The organism is Mycolicibacterium sp. HS_4_1 (assembly GCF_054515875.1).
This window is the reverse complement of sequence record NZ_CM137261.1, coordinates 2,327,854-2,351,539: the sequence shown is the minus strand read 5'-3', so window position 1 is coordinate 2,351,539 and position 23,686 is coordinate 2,327,854. Positions and strand designations below refer to the sequence as shown.

General features: G+C 67.0%; 24 protein-coding genes. 11 read left to right on the top strand and 13 right to left on the bottom strand.

Translation table 11 applies throughout. The features are described 5' to 3' along the window. Window positions 1–25 precede the first annotated feature (25 nt). Together ACX12F_RS11165 and ACX12F_RS11160 are read left to right on the top strand one after the other, a co-directional pair. Window positions 26–865 (top strand): alpha/beta fold hydrolase, encoded by an 840-nt coding sequence (locus ACX12F_RS11165; protein ID WP_459369618.1) that lies wholly within the window; start codon window positions 26–28, stop codon window positions 863–865. Window positions 866–1,141: 276 nt separating this feature from the next. Then, window positions 1,142–2,539: a WS/DGAT/MGAT family O-acyltransferase gene (locus tag ACX12F_RS11160; protein WP_459369617.1), complete on the top strand. Its 1,398-nt coding sequence runs from the start codon at window positions 1,142–1,144 to the stop codon at window positions 2,537–2,539. 8 nt (window positions 2,540–2,547) lie between these two features. Here ACX12F_RS11160 and ACX12F_RS11155 read toward each other — a convergent pair whose 3' ends face one another. The 3 genes from ACX12F_RS11155 to ACX12F_RS11145 all read right to left on the bottom strand — a co-directional run bounded on the left by ACX12F_RS11155 (window position 2,548) and on the right by ACX12F_RS11145 (window position 5,381). Then, window positions 2,548–3,348 (bottom strand): mycofactocin-coupled SDR family oxidoreductase, encoded by an 801-nt coding sequence (locus tag ACX12F_RS11155; RefSeq protein WP_459369616.1) that lies wholly within the window; start codon window positions 3,346–3,348, stop codon window positions 2,548–2,550. Then, entirely contained in the window at window positions 3,348–4,955 is a 1,608-nt protein-coding gene (locus ACX12F_RS11150) for a flavin-containing monooxygenase (protein WP_459369615.1), read from the bottom strand. The genes ACX12F_RS11155 and ACX12F_RS11150 overlap by 1 nt, the downstream gene beginning before the upstream one ends. A gap of 108 nt (window positions 4,956–5,063) precedes the next feature. Further along, on the bottom strand, window positions 5,064–5,381 hold the full coding sequence (locus tag ACX12F_RS11145; RefSeq protein WP_459369614.1) for a hypothetical protein: 318 nt from the start codon (window positions 5,379–5,381) through the stop codon (window positions 5,064–5,066). A 368-nt stretch (window positions 5,382–5,749) separates the two neighbouring features. On the opposite strand from ACX12F_RS11145, the gene ACX12F_RS11140 reads away from it, so the two are divergent. From ACX12F_RS11140 to ACX12F_RS11110, 7 genes are all read left to right on the top strand, one after another. Beyond that, window positions 5,750–6,931: an acyl-CoA dehydrogenase family protein gene (locus ACX12F_RS11140; protein WP_459369613.1), complete on the top strand. Its 1,182-nt coding sequence runs from the start codon at window positions 5,750–5,752 to the stop codon at window positions 6,929–6,931. 1 nt (window position 6,932) lies between these two features. Beyond that, entirely contained in the window at window positions 6,933–7,841 is a 909-nt protein-coding gene (gene bphC / locus ACX12F_RS11135; protein ID WP_459369612.1) for a biphenyl-2,3-diol 1,2-dioxygenase, read from the top strand. After that, complete coding sequence (locus tag ACX12F_RS11130; protein WP_459369611.1) at window positions 7,838–9,301, top strand: FAD-dependent oxidoreductase; 1,464 nt, start codon at window positions 7,838–7,840, stop codon at window positions 9,299–9,301. The genes bphC and ACX12F_RS11130 overlap by 4 nt, the downstream gene beginning before the upstream one ends. Window positions 9,302–9,479: 178 nt before the next feature. Continuing rightward, window positions 9,480–10,280, top strand: a complete 801-nt coding sequence (locus ACX12F_RS11125) for an IclR family transcriptional regulator (protein WP_459369610.1) — start codon at window positions 9,480–9,482, stop codon at window positions 10,278–10,280. After that, on the top strand, window positions 10,277–11,194 hold the full coding sequence (locus ACX12F_RS11120) for a LipP1 family hormone-sensitive lipase (RefSeq protein ID WP_459369609.1): 918 nt from the start codon (window positions 10,277–10,279) through the stop codon (window positions 11,192–11,194). Before ACX12F_RS11125 ends, ACX12F_RS11120 begins: the two co-directional genes overlap by 4 nt. Window positions 11,195–11,225: 31 nt before the next feature. Continuing rightward, a complete protein-coding gene (locus tag ACX12F_RS11115) occupies window positions 11,226–12,080 on the top strand; it encodes an SDR family oxidoreductase (protein WP_459370312.1) in 855 nt (284 codons plus the stop codon). A 126-nt stretch (window positions 12,081–12,206) separates the two neighbouring features. Next, entirely contained in the window at window positions 12,207–13,634 is a 1,428-nt protein-coding gene (locus ACX12F_RS11110) for an amino acid permease (RefSeq protein ID WP_459369608.1), read from the top strand. Between the two features lie 20 nt (window positions 13,635–13,654). On the opposite strand, the gene ACX12F_RS11105 is transcribed toward ACX12F_RS11110, so the two are convergent. From ACX12F_RS11105 to ACX12F_RS11095, 3 genes are read right to left on the bottom strand one after another with little or no spacing between them, the layout of a single operon-like run. Then, the gene (locus ACX12F_RS11105; protein ID WP_459369607.1) at window positions 13,655–14,455 is read right to left on the bottom strand and encodes an SDR family NAD(P)-dependent oxidoreductase; all 801 of its coding nucleotides are present in this window, start codon (window positions 14,453–14,455) and stop codon (window positions 13,655–13,657) included. Between the two features lie 4 nt (window positions 14,456–14,459). Then, complete coding sequence (locus ACX12F_RS11100; protein WP_459369606.1) at window positions 14,460–14,747, bottom strand: ferredoxin; 288 nt, start codon at window positions 14,745–14,747, stop codon at window positions 14,460–14,462. Further along, the gene (locus ACX12F_RS11095; protein ID WP_459369605.1) at window positions 14,744–15,877 is read right to left on the bottom strand and encodes a 3-ketosteroid-9-alpha-monooxygenase, oxygenase component; all 1,134 of its coding nucleotides are present in this window, start codon (window positions 15,875–15,877) and stop codon (window positions 14,744–14,746) included. Before ACX12F_RS11095 ends, ACX12F_RS11100 begins: the two co-directional genes overlap by 4 nt. A gap of 145 nt (window positions 15,878–16,022) precedes the next feature. Between ACX12F_RS11095 and ACX12F_RS11090 the strand changes: the two genes are divergently transcribed. Continuing rightward, window positions 16,023–17,729, top strand: a complete 1,707-nt coding sequence (locus tag ACX12F_RS11090; protein ID WP_459369604.1) for a 3-ketosteroid-delta-1-dehydrogenase — start codon at window positions 16,023–16,025, stop codon at window positions 17,727–17,729. A 70-nt stretch (window positions 17,730–17,799) separates the two neighbouring features. Here the strand turns inward: ACX12F_RS11090 and ACX12F_RS11085 are convergent, their stop codons facing one another. From ACX12F_RS11085 to ACX12F_RS11075, 3 genes are all read right to left on the bottom strand, one after another. After that, window positions 17,800–18,186 (bottom strand): DUF2237 family protein, encoded by a 387-nt coding sequence (locus ACX12F_RS11085; RefSeq protein ID WP_459369603.1) that lies wholly within the window; start codon window positions 18,184–18,186, stop codon window positions 17,800–17,802. Window positions 18,187–18,387: 201 nt separating this feature from the next. After that, window positions 18,388–19,053 carry a PadR family transcriptional regulator gene (locus tag ACX12F_RS11080; protein ID WP_459369602.1) on the bottom strand — a complete coding sequence of 222 codons (666 nt, stop codon included), beginning with the start codon at window positions 19,051–19,053 and terminating at the stop codon, window positions 18,388–18,390. Between the two features lie 60 nt (window positions 19,054–19,113). Further along, window positions 19,114–19,647, bottom strand: a complete 534-nt coding sequence (locus ACX12F_RS11075; RefSeq protein ID WP_459369601.1) for a TetR/AcrR family transcriptional regulator — start codon at window positions 19,645–19,647, stop codon at window positions 19,114–19,116. A gap of 114 nt (window positions 19,648–19,761) precedes the next feature. Here ACX12F_RS11075 and ACX12F_RS11070 point away from each other — a divergent pair, with 114 nt between their 5' ends. After that, window positions 19,762–20,988, top strand: coding sequence for a cytochrome P450 (locus ACX12F_RS11070; protein ID WP_459369600.1), 1,227 nt, complete (start codon window positions 19,762–19,764; stop codon window positions 20,986–20,988). Here the strand turns inward: ACX12F_RS11070 and ACX12F_RS11065 are convergent. The 4 genes from ACX12F_RS11065 to lepB form a co-directional block, all read right to left on the bottom strand. Continuing rightward, window positions 20,979–21,707, bottom strand: a complete 729-nt coding sequence (locus ACX12F_RS11065) for a trimeric intracellular cation channel family protein (protein ID WP_459369599.1) — start codon at window positions 21,705–21,707, stop codon at window positions 20,979–20,981. The two genes, ACX12F_RS11070 and ACX12F_RS11065, sit on opposite strands and share 10 nt — an antisense overlap. A 3-nt stretch (window positions 21,708–21,710) precedes the next feature. After that, complete coding sequence (locus ACX12F_RS11060; RefSeq protein WP_003893809.1) at window positions 21,711–22,016, bottom strand: DUF2469 domain-containing protein; 306 nt, start codon at window positions 22,014–22,016, stop codon at window positions 21,711–21,713. A gap of 83 nt (window positions 22,017–22,099) precedes the next feature. Continuing rightward, a complete protein-coding gene (locus ACX12F_RS11055; RefSeq protein WP_459369598.1) occupies window positions 22,100–22,783 on the bottom strand; it encodes a ribonuclease HII in 684 nt (227 codons plus the stop codon). Between the two features lie 8 nt (window positions 22,784–22,791). Next, window positions 22,792–23,643: a signal peptidase I gene (gene lepB, locus ACX12F_RS11050; RefSeq protein WP_459369597.1), complete on the bottom strand. Its 852-nt coding sequence runs from the start codon at window positions 23,641–23,643 to the stop codon at window positions 22,792–22,794. Window positions 23,644–23,686: the final 43 nt, after the last annotated feature.

Sequence of the window (23,686 nt, the reverse complement as noted above, 5' to 3'; positions counted from 1 at the left end):
ACATTCACGCCGTAATTTGGAACGCATGACTGAGCTGAAGGAAGTCCAGACCGAGCGCGGCACGCTGCGTTATTACGACGAGGGAACCGGCCCTGTAGTGCTGTTTCTGCACGGTTCGGGCCCGGGTGTCACGGGCTGGCGGAACTTCCGCGGCATCCTGCCGACCTTCGCGGCACACTTCCGCTGCCTGATCCTCGAATTCCCCGGCTTCGGCGTCAGCGATGACTTCGGCGGCCACCCGATGATCGACGCCCAGTCCGCCGTGGTGCCCTTCCTCGACGCGCTCGGCATCGAGAAGGTGGACATCGTCGGCAACTCGATGGGCGGCGGCGTCGGCATCAACTTCGCCATCAACAACCCTGACCGCATCGGCAAGCTCGTCACCATCGGCGGTATCGGCACCAACATCTTCAGCCCCGGCCCGAGTGAGGGCATCCGGCTGTTGCAGGAGTTCACCGAGGACCCGACCCGGCAGCGGCTGATCGACTGGCTCAACTCGATGGTCTACGACGAGAAGATCGTCACCGAGGAACTGATCGAAGAGCGCATGAAGCTGGCCTCCGATCCGGAGACGCTCGAGTCGGCCCGCCGGATGTACGGCAAGGCCGCGTTCAACATGATGATGAAATTCATGCGATCGGATGCCGCACCGCCGCAGCCGTGGGCACAGATGCACAAGGTGAAGGCCCCGACGCTCCTGACCTGGGGCCGTGACGACCGCGTCAGCCCGCTGGACATGGCGCTGATCCCGATGCGCACCATCCGCAATGCCGAGCTGCATGTGTTCCCGAACTGCGGGCACTGGGCCATGATCGAGGCCAAGGAGGCCTTCGAGAGCACGGTGCTGGGCTTCCTGCAGCGCTGACCTTCTGACCCGGGCGGCCGCGGCCGCACACTGATGATGTGCGGTTACCGGCCGTCCGCGTCGGCAAGCCGATCCGATGGATTCGCGGAATATATTGCCAGACATAGCAATTGACCGGTTCGGCATATTCGACCCGACCATCGAAGCGCCGGGCAACGTTGTGCGCCAACACTATTGACGAACCTCAGCGCGCGGAGACAATGGTCACACCGCGAAATTCGTACCAAAAGGCCGATTTCGAACCAGCCCCTGCGCGAGCACCCTAGGATCACCCCCATGAATCGCTTGTCCGGTGCTGACGCAACCTTCTGGTTCGCGGAAACCAACAGTTGGCATATGCACGTCGCCGCCTCATCGATCTACGACCCCACCGACGCACCGGATTTCAGCTTCGAATCGGTGAAAGCGCTTATCGCCGCCCGCTTGCCGGAGATGCCGCAACTGCGCTGGCGGGTCACCGGCGCACCGCTCGGCCTCGACCGGCCGTGGTTCGTCGAGGACGAGGAACTCGATCTCGACTTCCATGTGCGCCACATCGCGGTTCCGGCACCCGGCGGCCGCCGCGAACTCGACCAGCTGGTGGGACGGCTCATGTCCTACAAGCTGGACCGCTCCCGGCCACTATGGGAGCTCTGGTTCATCGAAGGCGTCGAGGGCGGCCGGGTCGCGGTTCTGATGAAGATGCACCACGCCATCATCGACGGCGTGTCCGGAGCCGGACTCGGGGAAATCCTGCTCGACATCACGCCCACGCCGCGGCCGCCGGCCGCCGAGCCGAGCGGATCATTGGTCGGCATCAAAGCTCCTGGGCTGGAGTTGCAGGCATTGGGCGGGCTGATCAACATCGGCATCAAGACGCCCTACCGTGTCGTGCGCTTCTTGGAACAAACCGTACGCCAACAGATTGCGGCGCTCGGCGTCGCCAACAAGCCGCCCGGCTACTTCGACGCACCGCATACGCGGTTCAACGGCCCCATCTCGCCGCACCGTCGGGTCAGCAATTCCGGCGTGCCCCTGGAGCGCGTGAAAGCGGTCAAGGAAGCGTTCGGGGTGAAGCTGAACGACGTGGTCCTCGCGCTGGTCTCGAGCGCCATGCGGACGTATCTGGATGACCGCGGCGAGCTGCCCGAGAAACCACTCATCGCCCAAGTCCCGGTGTCGACCCGGACCGAGAGCTCCAGCGACCAGGTGGGTAACCAGGTCAGCGCGATGTCGGTATCGCTGGCTTCCGACATCGTCGATCCCGCCGAGCGGATCAAGGCCATCTACGCGAGCTCCCAGAGTGCCAAGGAGATGGCGAAAGCGTTGACGGCACACCAGATCATGGGGCTGACCGACACCACCCCGCCCGGCCTGGTGGCCCTGGCCGCCCGGGCGTACACCGCGAGCAAGCTCGGCGGCACCCTGAAGCCCATGAATCTGGTCGTCTCCAATGTGCCGGGACCGCCCGTCCCGCTCTACATGGACGGCGCGGTCCTCGAGCAGATGATGCCGATGGGCCCCTTGGTGATGGACGTCGGACTCAACGTCACCTGCTTCAGCTACCGGGACCGCATCGACTTCGGCTTCGTCACCACCCCCGAGATGGCGAACGACATCGACGCCATGGCCGACGCCATCGAACCGGCGCTCGTCGAGCTCGAGATCGCAGCGGGCCTCGCCGAGCGCCCCTAGCCCCAACGTCACGCCTTCTGCGTCAACCCCGCGTCGACGACCAGTTGCGTGCCCGTGATGTAGCGGGCCTCGTCGGAGGCCAGGAACACCACCGCGTTGCTGATGTCCTCGGGCTCCACCCACGGCACCGGTAGGAGATTGCGCGCGGACAGCACTTCGGCGACGTCGTCCTCTGTCGGGTTCACCAAGTCGGGCCGGATGCGCTTGAAGGTCTCCGGGTTCAGCACCATCGCGGTGCCGACAGCCCCGGGATGTACGGTGTTGACCCGGATCCGCTTGGGCCCCAGTTCATTCGCCAAGGTGCGTGCCAGACCGACGACCGCGTGCTTGGTCGCGGTGTAGGCCGAGGTGTTCGCGGTGCCGCGCAGTCCGTTGGTGGAGCTGATGATGACCACGGATCCGCCGCCCGGGCCGAAATGCGGAACACCGGCCTTGACCGTGTGCCACACGCCGGTGAGGTTGACCCCGACGACGCGCTGCCAGTCTTCGGCACTCACCTCCCAGGCGGGTGCCGACGCCGAATGAATTCCGGCATTGGCGACGACCACGTCCAGGCGGCCGAATTCCCAGACCCCCTCGTCGACCGCGGCCTGCACCTCGTCGAACGACGACACATCGGCCACACCGATATAACAGCGCTGGCCGCGCTGCTTCACCGCGTCGGCAACATCGGCCAAATCCGCTGCGGCACTGGCGACATCGAGAGCGATGATATCGGCGCCCGCGTCGGCGAACCGCTCGCAGTGCACCCGGCCGGTGCCGCGAGCGGCACCGGTGACGAGGACGACCTTGTTCAGCAGCCCTGACATCAGCCGGCCTTGGTCAGTTCGAATCCCTTGTACCCGGCGGCGGCAACCTCGGCGCAGATGTCGTTGTAGGCGGCGAAGCCACCGATGAACAACATGAAAACCCGGGGCTTGCCAGGCACATTCGCGCCCATGTACCAGGAGTTCGCCTTCGGGAACAGCGTCTGGTCGGCCCGGCGGACCAGTTCGGCGTTCCAGTCGTCGACCGACTCGGTGGTGGCCTCGATGGCCGAGTAGCCGTGCGAGCCGACGTACTCGATGGCATCGGCGATCCAATTCACGTGCGCTTCGGCGTGCAGCACCATGTTCGCCAGCACGGCCGGCGCGCCAGGTCCGTTCACCAGGAACATGTTCGGGAAGCCATCGACGCCCAAGCCCAGGTAACTGCGCGGACCGTCGGCCCAGTTCTGCTTGAGCTTCTCGCCACCGCGACCGGTGATGTCGATGCGACCCAGCGCACCCGTGAGCGCGTCGAACCCCGTGGCGAAAATGATGGCGTCCAGGTCGAACCGAGCCTCGGTGGTGCTGATGCCGGTGGCGTCGATCGTCTCGATCGGCGTCTGCTTCACGCTGACCAGCTTCACATGCGGCTGGTTGAACGTCTGGAAGTAGTTGGTATCGGTGCAGATTCGCTTGGCGCCGATCGGGTGGTCGGTCGGGATCAGCAGGTCGGCGACAGCGGGATCGTCGATGACCGCGCGCACCTTCTCGTCGTAGAACTTCTTGGCCTCGGCGTTGGCCACCGGGTCGACCATCTGATCCAGGAAGGTCTTGCTGAACAGCACACCGCCCAGCTGCCAACGCTTTTCGAACTCGGCACGGCGCTCTTCCTCCGACAGCTCCATGGTGAGCTTCGGGTGCGCCAGGTGGGGCGAGCCACCGCCGCTGCGCCACGACTGCTCGCGCCGCTCGTCGTAGTTGGCCTTGATCTCGGCTTCACGCTCGGCCGTCAGCGGCTCGTTGCCCGCCGGTACGGAGAAGTTCGGCGTGCGTTGGAAGACAACGAGTTCGGCGGCCTGCGCGGCCACGAGCGGGGTGGTCTGGATACCGGACGATCCGGTACCGATGAGGCCGACCCGCTTGCCGGTGAAGTCGACGCCCTCGTGCGGCCAGTTCGCCGTGTGGTACGTCTCGCCCGCGAAGGTCTCGGCCCCCGGAATGTCCGGCAGCAGCGGATCGGACAGGGCGCCGGTGGCCATGACGCAGAACTGCGCGTCCACCGTGTCGCCGGCGTCGGTGGTCACAGTCCAGCGCAGCCGCTCCTCATCGAGGGTCGCCGAGGTGACCCGGGTGCCCAGCCGGATATCACGGCGCAGGTCGAACCGGTCGGCGACATGGTTGATGTACATGAGGATTTCGGCCTGGGTCGCGTAATTCTCCGTCCAGGTCCACTCCTGCTGCAGGTCCTTGTCGAAGGAGTAGCAGTAGTCGACGCTCTCGACGTCGCAACGGGCGCCCGGATACCGGTTGTAGTACCAGGTGCCGCCGACGTCTGCGGCCGCCTCGAAAACGACCACCGAATGGCCTTCCGACCGGAGCTTGTGCAGTGCGTAAAGACCGGCGAACCCGGCACCGATAACGACGACATCGACCTGTTCTGCGCTGCTCATAGTGCGAAGTTAGCCGTCCGCGGAATGAGCGAGTACGAGCCATCCCGGTGACCGGACGGCCCACCGGAACACGTCCCGGCCACCGAGCTGGAGCCAGCCGACGATTTTCTAGTCGGCGCGATATCCAGGAACCATCATGGACGGTCCCATCGGGTCGGGGCCGGCGTCTCCGGGATCGGTCATGGGGCCCGGTCCCGTCATTGCCGGGCCCATCATCCACGGACCCCACTGGCCGTGACCGTATGGCCCGGGCCCCAAGCAGTCGGGGTCGAATCCGCTGGGACCCCAGCAACCGGGCGGGTCCGCGGTCCATGACTGCGCTGCGGCAGGCGCAGCCGTTGCACCGGCACTGCCCAGCACCGACGCTGCCACGGCACCGACCGCAGCAAGAACGGTCAGCATGTGCGCCGCGCGTTCTATGACCATGACCACTCCGCCCTTCAACCGCGCATGTCCGGACCCCGCATGTCTCGATGCCCGCTCTGCGTCGTCAACCATCGTGATCCACGATCCGCCGGCGCCGGACCGGCGGATAGGGCCCATCGGTCCGTCGTCAAGAGTCACAAGTCCCGTTCGCGTCGGGGATCACCTCACCGCCCCGAGACCGGCCAAGCCCACGCCGATGCAAAACACGATGGGACGCAATCCAATCCACCTCGAGCTGGACACCGATCACCGCGCGGTCATTTCGCCGCGCCGAAGGAATTTCGCCCGCTGACCGGGAACCGCCTCCCGGTGCACCGCGGGTGCGGTAAACCATTGGTTAGCCCATCACAGGAGTTAGGAAAACGACCATGACCCAGCGGGTTATCGACAAACTCGGTGAGATCGCCGACCAGCTTCGCGAACAAGCCTGGGAAGCAGAGAAGTTGGGACAGCTGCCCGACGAAACGGTGAAGCTGATGAAGGCCGCCGGCAACATCAAGCTGCTGCAGCCCAAGGAATACGACGGCCTGGAGGCACATCCGCGCGAGTTCGCGGAGACCGTGATGGCGACCGCCGCCCTGGATCCGGCCGCCGGCTGGATCAACGGCGTTGTCGGTGTGCACCCGTACCAGCTCGCCTACGCCGACCCGAAGGTCGCCGCCGAGATCTGGGGATCCGACACCGACACCTGGGTCGCTTCTCCGTACGCCCCACAGGGCGTGGCCCGGCCCGTCGACGGTGGCTACATCTTCAACGGTCGCTGGCAGTTCAGCTCTGGCACCGACCACTGTGAGTGGATCTTCCTGGGCGCCATGCTCGGTGACGCCGAGGGCAAGCCGCTCATGCCGCCGCAGATGCTGCACATGATCTTGCCGCGCAGCGACTACGAGATCGTGCAGGACTCCTGGAACGTGGTCGGCCTGCGCGGCACCGGCTCCAAGGACGTCATCGTCAAGGATGCGTTCGTCCCCACCTACCGCACCATGGACGCCACCAAGGTGATGGACGGCCGGGCCCAGATCGAGGCCGGCATGACCTCGCCGCTGTACCTGATGCCGTGGTCGACCATGTTTCCGCTGGGCATCTCGTCGGCCGTCATCGGTATCGCCGAGGGCGCCCTGGCCGCCGCACTCGACTACCAGCGCGAGCGCGTCAACTCCAGTGGCGTGGCCATCAAGGACGACCCGTACGTCATGTACGCCATCGGCGAGGCCGCGGCCGACATCAACGCCGCGCGCCAGGAACTGCTGGCCAACGTCGACCGCATCTACGACATGGTCGAGGCCGGCAAGGAGGTGTCCTTCGAAGACCGCGCGGCCGGCCGGCGCACCCAGATCCGATCGGTGTGGCGCGCGGTATCGGCCGTCGACGAAATCTTCGCACGCTGCGGCGGCAACGCCACTCGCATGGACAAGCCGCTGCAGCGGTACTGGCGCGACGCACACGTCGGCCAGGCCCACGCCATCCACGTCCCGGGCACCACCTTCCACGCATCGGCGCTGAGCAGCTTGGGTGTCGACCCCCAGGGCGCGCTGCGAGGCATGATCTGACGTGACTGATCTGAAGAGCCTGGGCTACGTGAAGGTCCAGACCGCCGACATCGAACGCTGGCGCCAATTCGCTTTTGACGTACTGGGTTTCGCGACCGGCAGCGGTCCCGATCCGGATGCGCTGTACCTGCGGATGGACGAGCGGACCGCGCGCATCATCGTGGTGCCGGGCGATGCCGACCGCATCGTCACCGTGGGCTGGGAGGTCCGGGACGGCGCCGCGCTGCGCCGGGTGCAGGCCACCCTGGACGGCGCCGGCGTGCCATGGAAGCAGTTGTCCCTGGAGGAAGCCGACGCCCGACGGGTCGACGAGGTCATCGCCTTCGCCGACCCCGCCGGCAACGACGTCGAGGTGTTCCACGGTGCGGTGCTGGACCACAGCCCGGTCGTCACGCCGTTCGGCGCCCGCTTCGTCACCGCAGGCCTCGGACTGGGCCACGTGGTGCTGCCCGCCCAGGACGCGGGCGGGTTGACCGCGTTCTACACCGACGTGCTGGGCTTCCTGCCCCGCGGCGCCTTCCGGGTGCCCGCTCCCCCGGAGTTCGGCCCGCTGCGGGTGCGATTCCTGGGTATCAACGAACGGCACCACAGCTTGGCGATCTGCCCGGCCGCGACGCTGCGCGACCCGAAGCTGGTTCACCTCATGGTCGAGGTCGACACGCTCGACGCCGTCGGCCAGGCGCTCGACCGGGTGAACCGGGACGGCTTCCAGTTGTCCTCCACGCTGGGCCGGCACACCAACGACAAGATGGTCTCGTTCTACGTGCGGTCACCCGGCGACTGGGACATCGAGTTCGGCACCGAGGGCATGAAGGTCGACGAGCGGTATTACACCGCCGAGGAGATCACCGCCGACAGCTACTGGGGCCATGAGTGGATGGGCGTTCCCCCGCGGGCGATGCTGCCATGAGCGCCGAGCTGAAACCGGTCCCGGCGTCGTCGATCACCGCCTGGGACGACGAAGCTGACGTGGTCATCGTCGGCTACGGCATCGCCGGCGCCGCCGCCGCGGTGGCAGCCTCGGCCGCCGGCGCCGACGTCCTGGTCGTCGAGCGCACCGGGGGCTGGGGCGGCGCCGCCGCCATGGCCGGTGGGTTCATCTACCTCGGTGGCGGCACCGAGCTCCAAAAGGCTTGCGGTTTCGAGGATTCCGTCGAGAACATGGCCGCCTTCCTCAAGGTGGCCATGGGTCCGGGCGCCGACGAAGACCGGATCGACGACTACTGCGCGGGCAGCGTCGCCCACTACGACTGGCTGGTGAGCTGCGGCGTGCCGTTCAAGCCGGCGTTCTGGGGCGAACCCGGCTGGGAGCCACCGAGCGACGAGGGCCTGATGTTCACGGGCGGCGAAAATGCCTTTCCGTACAACACGATTGCCTCTCCCGCGCCGCGCGGTCACGTGCCGCAGATGACCGACAAGGTGGCCGGCGAACGCAGTGGCGGCTACATGCTGATGAAGCCGTTGGTAGATACCGCCACCGCGCAGGGCGTTCGGTCCGTCTACGACACCGAGGTGCAGTCGCCCGTTACCGAGGCCGACGGCCGGGTGGTCGGCATCGTCGCGCGCCGGTACGCCGACACTGTGGCGATCAAAGCCCGCCGCGGCGTGGTGCTGGCCTCGGGCAGCTTCGCGTACAGCGACGCCATGGTTGCGCAGTACGCGCCACGGATCGCGGGCCGTCCCGCCGCGAGCATCGAGCAGCACGACGGGCGGGCCATCCGGATGGCCCAGGCCCTCGGTGCCGATCTGGCGCACATGGACGCGACCGAAGTGGCGTTCTTCTGCGACCCCCAGCAGTTGGTGCGCGGCATCCTCGTCAACGGTTTCGGCCAGCGCTATATCGCCGAAGACACCTATCCAGGACGCATCGGTCAGCAGACGCTGTACTACCAGGACAACACCAGCTACCTGATCATCGACGGCGATGCGCAAGAGGAGGCGATGGCCGCGACGTCGGCGACGCCGTTCCTGCGTCGCCCGGCCACCTGGGTGTGCGAGACGGTGGCGGAGCTCGAAGCCGAGATGGGGCTTCCCGAGGGCATGTTGCAGAACACCGTCACCTATTACAACGAGCACGCCGCGAACGGTGCGGACCCGCTGCTGCACAAGAAGCCGCAGTGGCTGCGTCCGATCGGATCCCCGGTCGGCGCGGTCGACCTCCGGGGCAGCACCGGCGGGTTCACCCTCGGTGGCCTGCTGACGACACTGGACGGCCGGGTGCTGCACGTCAGCGGCGAGCCGATCCCCGGCCTGTTCGCGGCCGGCCGGAGCGCGGCCGGCCTATCCGCATGGGGTTATGCCAGTGGCGTGTCGCTGGGCGACGGCAGCTTCTACGGACGGCGTGCCGGGAGGTCCGCGGCGCAGAGCTGAGACCCGAGCAGCAGAACTCATCCACGAAGCGCCCCACGCCACCCGGCTTGGGGCGCTTCGTACTGCATGTATCCTGCCGCGCCCCAGCTAGATGTGTGACAAGCCCCACTCCTATGTGATACAAACAGTCATATTACTAATAGTAATACATACGAAGCAACGGAGCTTGGAGGCCGACATGACAGCAGCAGTCGAATCCACCACCCCCAGCGCGGTCATCGACCGGGTATCGCTGGTCCTCGATGCATTCGACGGCCCTGGCCGCCTGACCCTGGCGCAGATCGTGCGCCGCACCGGCCTGCCCCGCTCCTCCGCACATCGCATGCTCGAGCGGCTGGTCCAGCTGCGCTGGCTGCGCCGCAACGGCCGCGACTACGAGCTGGGAATGCGCCTGGTGGAGCTCGGCTCGCTGGCCGTGCACCAGGACCGCATACACCGTGCCGCCGGCCCGCTGTTGCATGAGCTGCACCGCGCCACCGGGCTCGTCGTCCACCTCGCCGTGCTCGACGGAGGTGACGTCGTCTACCTAGAGAAGGTCGGCAACGGCATGATGACCGCGCTGCCGTCACGGGTGGGCGGCCGCCAGCCGGCGCACTGCACCGCCGTCGGCAAGGCCATCCTGGCCTACAACCAGGACGCCGAGGTCGACCTCATGAGCCGCAAGACCAAGTACTCGATTGCGGGCCACGCCCAGCTCGCCACCGAGCTGGCCAAGGTCCGCGCCCACGGTGTCGCCTTCGAACGCGAGGAGTCGGTGCCCGGATTCGGTTGCGTCGCAGCACCGATCGGTCGCCAGGGTGAGGCTGTCGCCGCTGTTTCCGTGTGTGGTCCAATGAACCGTATGGCCTTCGAGCAGCTGACCGCGCCGGTGCGCATGACCGCCATGGGCATCTGGCGCAACGCCGAGGATTCCCGCGTGGCACCGACGCTACAGCCCATGCGCCCGCTGCGCATGGGCCCGGCGCTGCAGTACGCATGAGTCTCGACCCGCAGATCGCCGGACTCCTCGATGCACTGAACGGCGGCTTCCCCGACCTGCCGAGCATGACCGGCGCCGGGGCGCGCGCCACCATCCGCGCGCGCTTCGTCCCGCCCGCCGAACCCGAGCCGGTCGCGTCGGTCACCGACACCGAGGTCGACGGCATCCGCGTCAGGATTTACCGGCCCGCCACCGACGGGCCAGGCGGCCCGCTCCCGATCTTCGTGTTCGCCCACGGCGGCGGCTTCGTCTTCTGCGATCTGGACTCGCACGACGGACTCTGCCGCAGCTTCGCGAACTCGATTCCCGCCGTGGTGGTTTCCGTCGACTACCGGCTGGCGCCCGAGCACCCGTGGCCGGCGGCCGCCGAGGACGTCTACACCGTCACCCAATGGGCTGCCGCTCATGCCGCCGAACTCGGCGGGGACCCGACGAAGCTCGTGGTCGGCGGCGACAGCGCCGGGGGCAACCTTTCGGCGGTCACCGCATTGATGACCCGTGATCGCGGCGGCGCGCCGCTGGCCGCTCAGATACTGCTCTACCCGGTACTGACCGCCGACTTCACCTACGGGTCCTACCACGAGTTCCGGATCGGCTACTACAACACCACCGCTGCCATGCAGTGGTACTGGGACCAGTACGTGCCCAACACCACCGACCGCGAAAAACCCTACGCGGCACCGCTGTCCGCGTCCGTCGAAGGAGTGGCGCCGGCCGTGCTGGTGGTTACGGGCTACGACCCGATGCGGGACGAAGCCCTGGCCTACGCCGAGGCGTTGCGCGAGGCGGACGTGCCGGTCACCGAGCTGTATTACGGTGCCATTCACGGTTTCCTGACCATGCCGGTGCTCGACCTCGCGCACCGCGCCCGCCGTGACGTGGCCGACGCAGTGACCAAGTTGCTCGCCGGCTAGACGGCGATTCCCACCCATCGAGGAGGTCATCATCGGTACCTACGCTGTGACGGGCTCGGCATCCGGCATGGGATACCAAGCGGCGGAGCAATTACGCGCTCAGGGCCACACGGTGATCGGGGTCGACCTCAAAGACGCCGTCGTCATCGCCGACCTGTCCACCGCGGGCGGCCGGCGCACCGCTGCCACCCGCGTCCTGGAACTGTCCGAGGGCAAGCTCGACGGCGCCGTCCTGGCCGCGGGGATCGGGCCCGGCGCCGGCGCCGACCGCGCCCGGTTGATCGCCCAGATCAACTACCTCGGCACCGTCGAGCTGCTGACTGCCTGGCGCCCGGCGCTCGCCTCCGCCGGGAACGCGAAAGTTGTTGCATTGGGCAGCAACTCGAGTACCACGGTGCCCGCAGTCCCGCACCGCGCCATCAGAGCCCTGCTGGCCGGTGACGCCGACCGCGCGGCCCGTGCGGTGCGGTTCTTCGGCCCCGGTGCCTCAGCGCTCATGTACGCCGCTTCGAAGATCGCGGTGTCCCGCTGGGTCCGGCGGGCCGCGGTGACGGCCGACTGGGCCGGCCGCGGCATCCGGCTCAACGTCCTGGCGCCCGGCGCCATCATGACCCCGCTGCTGCAGGCCCAGCTCGATTCGCCGCGCGAAGGCAAGGCCGTGCGCGCCTTCCCGATTCCAGTCGGCCACTTCGGCGACCCGGTGCACCTCGGCAACTGGATCACCTTCATGTTGTCGGACTCCGCCGACTTCCTCTGCGGCAGTGTGATTTTCGTCGACGGCGGCACCGACGCCTACTTCCGCCCCGAGGACTGGCCCAAGGGCGTCCCCTGGCGCGGCATTCCGAATTACCTGTGGCGGTACCGCCGGTTCGCCAAGACGCGTTAGCCGCCCGGCGAGCTACCCTGAACCCCTTGGGCACTGGCGTTGCCGACCCGCAGCTGACGCCTGATAGACGCACGGTGACCACAACGGTGGGCCCGCGCACAAAACTGCGGCATCGTCGCTTCGGTGGTGAGTTCAGAGAGCAAAGCCAGTGAAGCACAGCTGGGAAAAGGTCTGCAGCGCAGGCATTTGAACCTGATCGCCCTGGGCGGGGTGATCGGAGCCGGGCTGTTCGTCGGCAGTGGCGTGGTCATCGGCAGCGCCGGCCCCGCGGCCATCGTGTCGTTCCTGATCGGCGGCCTCATCACCTTGCTGATCATGCGGATGCTCGCCGAGATGGCCGTGGCGCGGCCGGTCGTGGGGTCGTTCTACGTCTACGCCCGGGAAGCACTCGGGCGCCGCGGCGGTTTCGCCACCGGCTGGATGTACTGGTACTTCTTCGTCATCGTCGTCGCCGTCGAAGCCGTCGCAGGCGGACGCATCCTGCATCTGTGGCTCCCCGCCGTGCCACTGTGGGCACTCAGCCTCGGGTTGATGCTGGCACTCACCGCAAGCAACCTGGTCTCTGCACGCTCATTCGGAGAATTCGAGTACTGGTTCTCGTCGGTGAAAGTCATTGCGATCGTGGTGTTCCTGGCCATGGGTGCCCTCTGGATCACCGGGCTCTGGCCGCATTCGACGCCCGCCCTCGCCAACCTGATCGATCACGGCGGCTTCGCGCCGCTCGGTTGGGGTGCGGTGCTGGCCGCCGTGGTGCCCTGCGTCGCGTTCTACACGGGCGCCGAGATCGTCACCATCGCCGCCGCCGAATCCGATGAGCCCGAACGCGCGGTGACGCGTGCCATGAAGTCGATCGTGTTCCGCATCATCGGGTTCTACGTCGGTTCGATCCTCGTAGTCGTGGCCATCCAGCCGTGGAACACCAAGAGCGTGAGCATCAGCCCTTACGCCTCGGTACTGACGGTGCTCGGGATCCCCGGCGTCGCGACGATCATGAACTTCATCGTGCTCACCGCGGTGCTGTCGTGCCTCAACTCTGCGTTGTACACCACCTCGCGAATGTTGTTCGCGCTCACCACCTCCGGCGATGCCCCGCGGTTCTTCACCAAGCTCTCCCCCAGCGGCGTCCCGCGACGCGCGATTCTGCTGGGCACCGCTGTCGGCTATGCGTCGGTCGCCGCGACCTACGTGTGGGGCGACGTGGTGTTCAACTTCCTGATCAACTCGTACGGCGCCGTCGCGCTGTTCGTCTATCTGATCATCGCGATCTCCCAGGTAGTCCTGCGCCGCCGCGTCGAGGGGACCGCGCCGGGCACGCTGAAACTGAAAATGTGGCTGTTCCCGTGGCTGAGCTACGCCACCATCGCCCTGATGGCGACCGTCATCCTGGCGATGGCGTTCCTGCCGGGCACGCGATCCCAGTTCCTCATGAGTGGTGTCACGCTGCTGGTCATCCTGGGCGCCTTCGAGGTGGTTCGGCGACGTGTCGCACCCGTCACCGAGGACGACGCGCCGGCCCCGGCCGACGACGAACGCCTGGTGCACACACTCGAGTAGACCTGTGTCCGACTGCCCGCTCAGCGGACGACGACGTCGCTGGGCACCCGTGGATCACCAAGCATCGCCCGATGCGAAGGCGGCGTCCGGCCGTCGACGTCGGTGATACCGTAGCGCTGGGCTTCTTCCGCGGCGATCACGGTCTGCCCGCTGATGCCCTCCAGATCCGGGTCCTGGTACAGCGCATTGATCACATGCCCGACGAATTCCGGGGTCTCGAAATTGCCGGCAGCCTTGGCCAGCGTCTCGGCGTCGAACGACTGCTTGAACTTGTCGGTGAGCAGGATGCCCATCCAGATGGACAGCGTCGACACCCCGGTGCCGTGGAAGTCGACAGCCATGTCGGCCGCCATCTTGTCCACGCCGGCCTTCTGCGCCCCGTACGCGGGGCCATGCATGTAGCACACCGCGCCCGGCGATGAGGTGAATGCGATCAGGCCGCGTTCCTGGGCCACCAGCAGCGGCGCCGCGTACCAGGACGCAACGTAGGCCGACCGCAGGCCGACGTCGAGCACGTCACCCAAGCCGATGGGCTTCTCCCAGAACGGCTTCGGGTCCACGAGATTGTCGTGCACCACGGCGGCGTTGTTCACCAGCAGATCGAGCCGGCCGGCCTCGTCGGCCACCCGGGCGAACAGCGCGGCCACCGCATCGTCGTCGCGGTGATCCACCGGAACCGCGATGCCGCCGTCACCGGGATCGGTGACGGTGCGGCCGGTCAGGTAGACCGTCCACCCGTCGGCAACCAACGCCGCGGCAATTCCCTTGCCGGCGCCCCTGCTGGCACCGGTGACGACCGCGACCCGCTTGTCTGAGCTCATGCGGCTATGGTGCCACGCCCAGTTCGTCGGCTTCAGCTTGGACGACGTGCACGACACCGGCCGCCACGGCAGCGGCGATCGACTCCTTCAGCCGGCCACAGGCCAGGAAGATCCGGCCCGGCAATTGCTCGAACGTCCGGCGTTCCTCACACATCGCAGCCGAGTCGCGAGTCCACTGCACACTGGTCTGTTGCCAGCTGCCTTTGCGCGCCAAAACCTCTGCGCCGCAGGCACGGCAGACAACGGGCACCATCGGCATGTCGGCCAACCGCACGTCGGGCCGCGCAGTCATCGGACCGACTCCGCGGCCCGCGCGGCGATGTTGGCTGCCATCTCCGTGGTCCAGGCCTCGCGGGGGACGGTGGTGTCCAGTTCGTATTCGAATCGATCGGTCATCTCCGGCACCACGTCCGCGACGTCGACGTAGAACTGCTCGTACCACCGGCGTAGCTGGTAGACCGGGCCGTCCTCTTCCACCAGCAGCGGGTTGTCGATGCGGGTCTTGTTCTTCCAGATCTCGACGTCCTGCTCGAAGCCCCGTGCCACCCAGTCACCGAGCGCGACCGCGGTCGCCATGGCGGCGTCCTCGGGCAATCCCTCAACCTTCTTCACTATGATTCCGTACTGCAGCACAAAGGAATTCGCATCGATCGGGTAATGGCAGTTGATCAGGATGGTCTTGTGGTCGGCTTCCGGGTAGTGGTACGTCAGGTCGTCGATCATGAAGGACGGTCCGTAGTACGACGCCACCGACGTCGTGCCCAGCATCTTCGCGCTTTCGGTGCCCTGCATGTCCGCGCGGCCGCCACCGTTCATGTACTGCGTCGCGACCTGGCCTTCGAAGATGTTCTTGAAGTGCGACGGCACCGAGCCGTGGATGTAGAAAAAGTGCGCCATGTCGACGACATTGTCGATGATCTCGCGGCAGTTGACGTTGACAACCGTTGTGTACCAGTGCCAATCGGTCCACTCGTCGCTGCTCGCCTGCTCGATGCGCGGGATGTAGTTGTCCTCCGACGGCGCGTTGCCCTCGGGGTCATTCCAGACGAAGAGCATCCCGTCCTGCTCAAGGGTCTTCCACTGCACAGTGCGCGCGAGCCGTGGCGTGCGCTTGGCGTACGGCACCAGCTTGCACTTGCCGTCGCCGCCCCAGCGCCAGTCGTGGAACGGGCAGGCGATCTCGTTGCCCTTGACGGTGCCCTGGCTCAGGTCGCCGCCCATGTGCCGGCAGTAGCTGTCCAGCACATTCAGCCGGCCGTCGTCGCCGCGGAACACCACGAGTTTCTGGCCGAACGCGTTGATCGAGTGTGGCTTGCCGTCACCGAGGTCTTTGGTCAGGCCGAGGCAGTGCCAACCGCGGGCGAACCGGGTCGGTGCATCGCCGGCTTCGATCTGGCGAACGTCGACATCATCCAGCCTCATCTCAGGCGACCATCCTCACGTAGAAATCTGGGCTGCAGTTTTGATCTTTCAGGTCTAACAGCAACGGGGTGGGCAATCCACGTGTTCTCCCACTGGTAGGGACGCCCGAGGCCGGAAAGCCATCTGCCGCAATACGGTAGCGGCCGTGACGACATCTGCCGCGGCCACGATTCCGGCCGGCCTCGACATCACAGACACGACCGTCGATCTGCTGGTGATCGGTTCCGGCACCGGCCTGGCCGCGGCGCTGAGCGGTCATGAATCCGGGCTGAACGTCCTCGTCGTCGAGAAGGCCTCCGATGTGGGCGGTTCCACCGCCCGCTCGGGCGGCGCCCTCTGGCTGCCGACCACTCCGCTGCTGACCGACAAGGGCACTGCCGATACCGCCGATCGCGCCGCGACCTACCTCGACGCGGTGGTGCACGGGACCGCACCGGCGGCCCGCTCCACCGGCTTCCTGAAGCACGTCAATGCGACGGTCGACATGCTCGGGCGCACCACGCCGATGCGATTGTTCTGGGCCCGCGAGTACTCGGACTACCACCCCGAGCTTCCGGGTGGCCGGGCCACCGGACGCACCTGCGAGTGCCGCCCACTCAATGCCCGCGTGCTCGGCAAGTACCGCGACCGGTTGCGCGGTGGCGTCATGGAGGTCACGGTGCCGATGCCGACCACCGGCGCGGACTACAAGTGGATGAACCTGATGACGCGGGTGCCACGAAAAGGCTTACCGCTCATCGTAAAACGGCTCGCGCAGGGCGTCGGCGGCACGCTGCTGGGCCGCGAGTACATCGCCGGCGGCCAGGCACTGGCGGCCGGGCTGTTTGCCGGCGTGCTGCAGGCCGGTATCCCGATCTGGACCGATACCGCACTGGTTCGGCTGACCGCCGACGGCCGGCGGGTCACCGGCGCCGTGCTGGCGCACGCGGGCCGCGAGGTCACCGTCACTGCCCGGCGTGGTGTGGTGCTGGCGGCCGGTGGCTTCGACCACGACATGGCAATGCGCCACAAGCACCAGTCCGATTCGCTCGGCGACCACGAGAGCCTCGGCGCCGACTCCAACACCGGTGAGGCCATCCGGGCCGCCACCGACCTGGGTGCCGCCACGGCACTGATGGACCAGGCCTGGTGGTTCCCCGCGGTCGCGTCCGCGGGCGGCCGTCCGCCGGCCGTGCTGCTGGCCGAGCGCTCGCTGCCGGGCTCTCTCATCGTCGATCAGAACGGCAAGCGCTTCGTCAACGAGTCGACCGACTACATGTCGTTCGGCCAGCGCGTGCTCGAGCTCGAGCATGTGGGTACCCCGATCGAGTCGATGTGGATCGTGTTCGACCAGAAGTACCGCAACAGCTATGTATTCGCCGCCGGATCGTTCCCGCGGATGCCGTTGCCCACGTCCTGGTACGAGGCGGGCATTGCCGTCAAAGCCGGCACCTTCGCCGAGCTGGCCGCCCGCATGGGCGTCCCGATCGCCGATTTCGAGCAGACCATGATGCGGTTCAACGAGAGCTCGGCTGCCGGCATCGATCCTGATTTCGATCGCGGCCTCAGCGCCTATGACCGCTACTACGGCGACCCCACAGTCACTCCCAACCCGAACCTGCGCCCGCTGGTCAAGGGCCCGTTCTACGCGGTGAAGATGACGCTGAGCGACCTCGGCACCTGCGGCGGCGTAGTGGCCGACGAACGTGGCCGCGTACACCGCGAGAACGGCGGCGTCATCGACGGGCTGTACGCGCTGGGCAACACGGCGGCCAACGCCTTCGGTGCGGTGTACCCGGGTGCGGGCGCGACCATCGCGCAGGGGCTGGTGTACGGCTACATCGCCGGACGGGATGCTGCGGGAAAGCTGTAGACCGCCCGCCGAGGCGCCTCCGACCGGGATTGCGCGGCGGGCAGCCGAATTGGGCTCGCCACCAGTCGACTCAGAGGCCACCGAGATCGTCGGGCACATCGACGGCGTATGCCCTCAGCACCTCGAGGGCCACGACTTCGAGGGTTTGCTCGTGGGTGGCAGCAAGCACCACCGGTGCTGCGCATCCGTCGCGGTGAGCCCGAAGCCAGTTCACCGCGGTCACGCACCAGCGGTCGCCCGGAGACAGACCAGGGAACCGATATTCGGGCATCGGCGTGGATAGGTCATTGCCTATCGAGCGCTGGTGTTCAAGGAACTCGGCGGTCACAGTCGCGCAGATGGTGTGCAGACCGGCGTCCTCGGGTCCGGTCGAGCAGCAGCCGTCGCGGTAGAAGCCGGTCAGCGGCTCGACGCCGCACGGTTCCAGCGGAGCACCCAGCACATTGCGGTCAGCCATCGGTCACTCCTTCTGTGTCCAGGGCTCACACGATCCTTGACCCGGCACGCCCCTGTCACCGCGAGGATGGTTCGCGGTGACAGGCGTGCACCAGAATCGCTGTCCCCGCCCAAGGTAACCACGTCGGACGGAGTCACATTCTCCGGCACCCGTTCCATAGCCGCCTCTGGCTACGGGAGCCGGGTTCGTGGCAGGTCGCGATTACTCGCGGCGCCCCTGCACTTCGCGCTCGACCTCGCGCCACAGGCCCGGCATCGAACGTGGCATACCCGCAACGCCTTTCGCAGCGGTCTGCAGGACCGCGTCGGCCTCGTCGATGTCCTTCATGAGCTCGAGCGCCAGTTCGCGCTCGGCGGCGTAGTACTTGGCGGCCCACCGCAGCGCGATCACCGAATACGCCCACACCGGCTGAGCTTTGGCGCCGTCGGAGTCCTCGGCAGCCTGGCGCTCCATGGCCTCGCAATAGGCGACGTGCTGCTCCAACAGCTCCCGCAGCCGGGTCGGGTTGCTGAGATGACCGAACGTAACACGCAGCAGCACACTGTGTTTGAGCACAGGAGGGTCGACAGGCGCGTTGTTGGTCCAGTCGGTCACCGCTGCCATGCCGGACTCGGTGATCTTGTAGAGGCGGCGAGAGCGCAGACCCTCGTCCTGCTCGACGCGGGACTCCAGATAGCCCAGTCCCTCAAGCTTTTTCAGCTCGGTGTAGATCTGACTGTAGGACGGGCTCCAGTAGTAGAAACCGACACTCCAGTCGATCCACTTCTTGATGTCGTAGCCGCTGAGTTCCTCTTCGTACGACAACATGCCCAGCAGCGTCCAACTCGTCGCCGCCAGCGACGGTTTGCTCTGCGGCTTGTTTGCCATCTGCTCAGCCTAACAATCCATTGCCGCAAAGGCCCTAGTCATGACCGCCGATCGGGACGGTCATCGGCGGTCCACCGGCCCGGCTACGGCGGCCACGTACCGGCGTACCACCAGCTCCTCGGCCCTTTCGTCGGCCAAAGGCCAACATAGCAACGACAGCACGACCCGCACGATCCAGTCCGCCAGCAGCGGATCGGCGGTCCCCGACAGCTCGCCTGCCGCCTGCGCCAGCCGGGGCGAATCGAAGTCGGCCAAGGCACCGGTGCGCACCAGATTCGCGGCCAGCGGGTCGGCCCGCACCACTCGAACGGCGGACAGCACGGCCGCTTCGATCCGTTCCGGCCCGGTGCGCCCGGACACCGCGTGGTCGATCTCCCGGCCGACCCGCGTGATCGCGCGCGCCAAGACCCCATCCCGTAACGCCTGTTTGCCACCGACGTACCGGTACACCGTCGCGCGAGAACAGCCCACGCGCGCGGCGACCTCGTCGATGCTCAACCGGTCCAGGCCCCGGGCCGCTGCACTGGCCGCCGCGGCGGCATAGATGCGTTCAACACCCGCATCGCGGCGCTCGGCGCCGATCAGCCAGTCCATTGCCTGATACTAACCGACGGATATGTCTCATAGCGAGACGTATTTTCCAAAGTCGTCCGCATCGGCGCAGCTCATGAACCGTGCGTGAGACAGCCGAAAATCACCCTTGACACGGTGGCTATTGAGCCCAAAGCTCAAGGCGTGCAACTAGTTTCGGGTCTTCTCCACCCGTCCACGCTGGACGATCCGTATGCCTGGTACGCGCAGCTCCGACTCACCGGTCCGGTGCACCGGGTCACCGGCACGGACTTCTACCTGGCCACTACCTGGGACGCCGTCCAAGAGGCCGTCAGCCGCCCGGATGACTTCTCGTCGAATCTGACCGCCACGCTGGTGACCGAGGGAAGGCGCCCGTCGACCTTCGACATAGGGGCCATCGACACCGCTGGACATGTCCTGGCCACCGGTGACGACCCGCGGCACGCACACGAACGCAAGCTGGTGCTGCCGGCCCTGGTGGCCAAACGAATCCGGGCTCTCGAGCCGGTGATCGACGACATTGCCCGAAGCCTGTGGCGCGATGCGGCGGTGGACGGCCGCATCGAGTGGATGTCCGCCATCGGCGACCGCCTGCCGATGACACTGGTGGCCAGGCTCATCGGACTGCCCGACGACGACGTGCCGCAGCTGGTGCAGTGGGGCTACGGCAGCACCGAACTGCTCAGCGGCGTCTTCGATCTCGAACACATCAGCACCGCGATCGAAACCTCGACGCAGCTGGCCGGCTACCTGTACGCCAAATTCGCCGCGGCGCAGACGAACCCGCGCGACGATCTGCTCGGCGACCTCGCCCGCGCCGTCGCCGCCGGTGCCCTCCAGAGCGACGCGGCGGTGCTCATGCTGATCCAGCTGGTGGGTGCCGGCGGCGAATCCACCGCCGGCTTGATGGGCAACGCCACCCGGCTTCTGGCGACCCTGCCCGACGTCCAGGAGCAGGTGCGGGCCGACCTCGGACTGGTGCCCGCACTGTTGGAGGAGACGCTGCGGCTGGAGTCACCCTTCCGCAACCATCACCGGCACATCCGCCGGGACACCACGCTTGCGGGCGTACCACTACCCAAGGACGGGCATCTGCTGCTGCTCTGGGGTTCGGCCAATCGCGACCCCGCAGCTTTCGACGATCCCGACCTGCTGCAGCTGGGCCGGCCGAACCTGCGCAATCACCTGGCGTTCGGGAAGGGCCTGCACTTCTGTGTCGGGGCCGCCCTCGCCCGGACGGAAGCCCGCATCGGGATCACCACATTGCTGGAGGCCACCGACTGGTTCGAGCTCGTCGAGGCCGAATGGGTGCCCAGCCTCATGGTGCGCAGGCACCGCAGCCTGGAGCTGCGCTACCGCTGACCGTCGCCGGCGCTGCCGCTCGAACCACCGGCTTCGTCACGCAGCATCCGTACCGACATGTGCGGCAGCCGCTGCCCCGGCTTCCGGCCGAAGCTGCACTCCCACGACAGACCACCCCACAGTTGCCAACCACGGCGGCGGGAGATCAGGCACAGGCCGGCGCCGACCGCGGTGCCGACCAACACGCCGGTTTGCGCCAGCCCGACATACCAGAAGCCGGTGACCACGGCGCTGGCCGCCAGCGCACTGGTCGCGTAGAGGGTGTTGCCGCCGAAAATCTGCGGCACCCGGTGCGTCGTGAGATCCCTCAGCGCGCCGCCGCCGACCGCGGTGACCGTGCCCAGCAGCAGCGCGGGCACCCAGCCGAGGCCGATTGCCAACGTCTTCTGTGCACCGGCCGTCGCCCAGCAACCGAGGGCCAGCGCGTCCACGTAGGGAAACACCGCATGCCAGCCGCGGCCGCCGATGGGCATCAGGAAGGCGATCGCGGCACCGATCACCGCGCACAGCGCGTAGCGAAAATCGGTGAGCGCCACCGGCGGTCCGTGTTGCAGCAGGGTGTCGCGGATGATGCCGCCGCCGAGCCCGGAGAGCAACGCCAGGGTCAGAAAGCCGATGGGATCCATGCGCTCGTCGCGGGCGACGATGCCACCCAGGACTGCGTTGGTCAGGACGCCCGCCAGGTCGATGACGGCGAACAGCTCGCCGATGGTCGACACGGGCTATTCGGGCAGGCGCAGCTCGGGCTTCTCGACCTCTTCGATGTTGACATCTTTGAAGGTGATGACCCGGACCTGCTTCACGAATCGCGCCGGCCGATACATGTCCCAGACCCAGGCGTCGGCCAGCCGAAGCTCGAAGTAGACCTCGCCGTCGGCATTGCGCGGGATCAGCTCGACGCTGTTGGCCAGGTAGAAGCGGCGCTCGGTCTCCACGACGTAACTGAACTGCCCGACGATGTCCTTGTACTCGCGGTACAGCGAGAGCTCCATCTCGGTTTCGTACTTCTCGAGATCCTCGGCACTCATCGGCACAGACTCATCAGTTCAACGGTCCTTCGGTTCTTGCGGGCCATGTCTTCTTCGGATTGGCGACTAGTTCCCATTTTTCCTCACCCGGATCGGCAGCGCTGCCCTATCGCCGGGTTGGCAGCCAGCTTGCGCACATTGGCGAACGAGAACCGGTGCTCGGGGCACGGCCCAAGTTCCGCCAGTGCCGCGGTGTGCGCGGCGGTGCTGTAACCCTTGTGCACCGCGAACCCGTAGCCCGGATGCACGGTATCCATCTCGACCATCAGCCGGTCGCGGCTGACCTTGGCCAGCACGCTCGCCGCGGCGATACAGGCAGCCGCGGCGTCCCCGCTGACCACCGGCAGCGATGGCACCGACAGGCCCGGCACCCGGAACCCGTCGGAGAGTACGTAGCCCGGCCGCAGAGACAGCCCCGCGACAGCACGGCGCATGCCTTCGATGTTCGCGATGTGCACCCCGCGCCGGTCCACCTCGGTCGAGGGAATGAACACCACGTGGTACGCGAGGGCGTAGCGCCGGATCAACGGGAACAACCGTTCCCGTTCGGCTTCGTTCAGCTTCTTCGAATCATCAAGGGCCGCCAGGCTTTCCAGCCGATTCGGCCCCAACACACAAGCCGCCACGACGAGCGGGCCAGCACAGGCCCCGCGGCCCACCTCGTCCACTCCGGCCACCGGGCCCAACCCGCCGCGGTACAGCGCGGACTCCAGGGTGCGCAGGCCCGTGGACTTGCGGATCACCGTGCGAGGTGGCCAAACGGGCAAGGCAAAACCTATTGACCGGTCTGCGGATTGACCGTGACCACACCGCCCCAGCGCGACGGCGGCCACGCGATGAACCGGGCCTTCCCGATCACATTGGCAACCGGCACGGTGCCCGCCATCGGGTCACCGGTGCACATCAGCGCGTTGATGGCGTCGGCCGGCGTGTTGGTGCAGTGGGCCCGCGAGTCAGCCGAGTGGGTGCGGTTGTCCCCCATCACCCACAGCCGGCCGTCCGGCACCTTCACCGGGCCGAACTCGTTGCCCAGGCACGGGTCGGTCGCGGGGTCGACCATCATGGTCGCCGGATCCAGGTACGGCTCTTTGAGCTTCTTGCCATCCACCGTCAGCCCCGTCGAGTCACGACATTGCACCGTCTGGCCGCCTACCGCGATCACGCGCTTCACCAGATCGTTCTCATCGGGCGGCACGAAGCCGATCACCGAGAGCGCATTCTGGATCCAGCGCATGGTCGGGTTGTCCGAACGGATCGACTTGTAGCTGATGTTCCAGTTCGGCGGGCCCTTGAAGACCACGACGTCGCCGGGCTCGGGCGCGCCGAACCGATAGGTCAACTTGTCGACCATGATCCGGTCGCCGACGCAGCCGCTACATCCGTGCAGCGTGGGCTCCATGGACTCCGACGGAATCAGGTACGGTCGCGCGACGAAAGTCAGCACGACGTAATACAGCAGCACCGCGGTGAGGACGAGAACGACGCCTTCGCGCAGCGCGGCCAGCTTCGACTTCGGCTTCTCGTCGGCGGTGTCAGCCTTGCCTGCCGAGTCTGCGGGCGCTGTGGTGTCGGCGTCGTCCGTCGTCGGACTGTCCGGGGTGGTGCTGTCTTCGCTTGGGCCGGTCACGGCACCAGGCTAATCAGCTCGGCTGAAAGGTCGCCGAACAAGC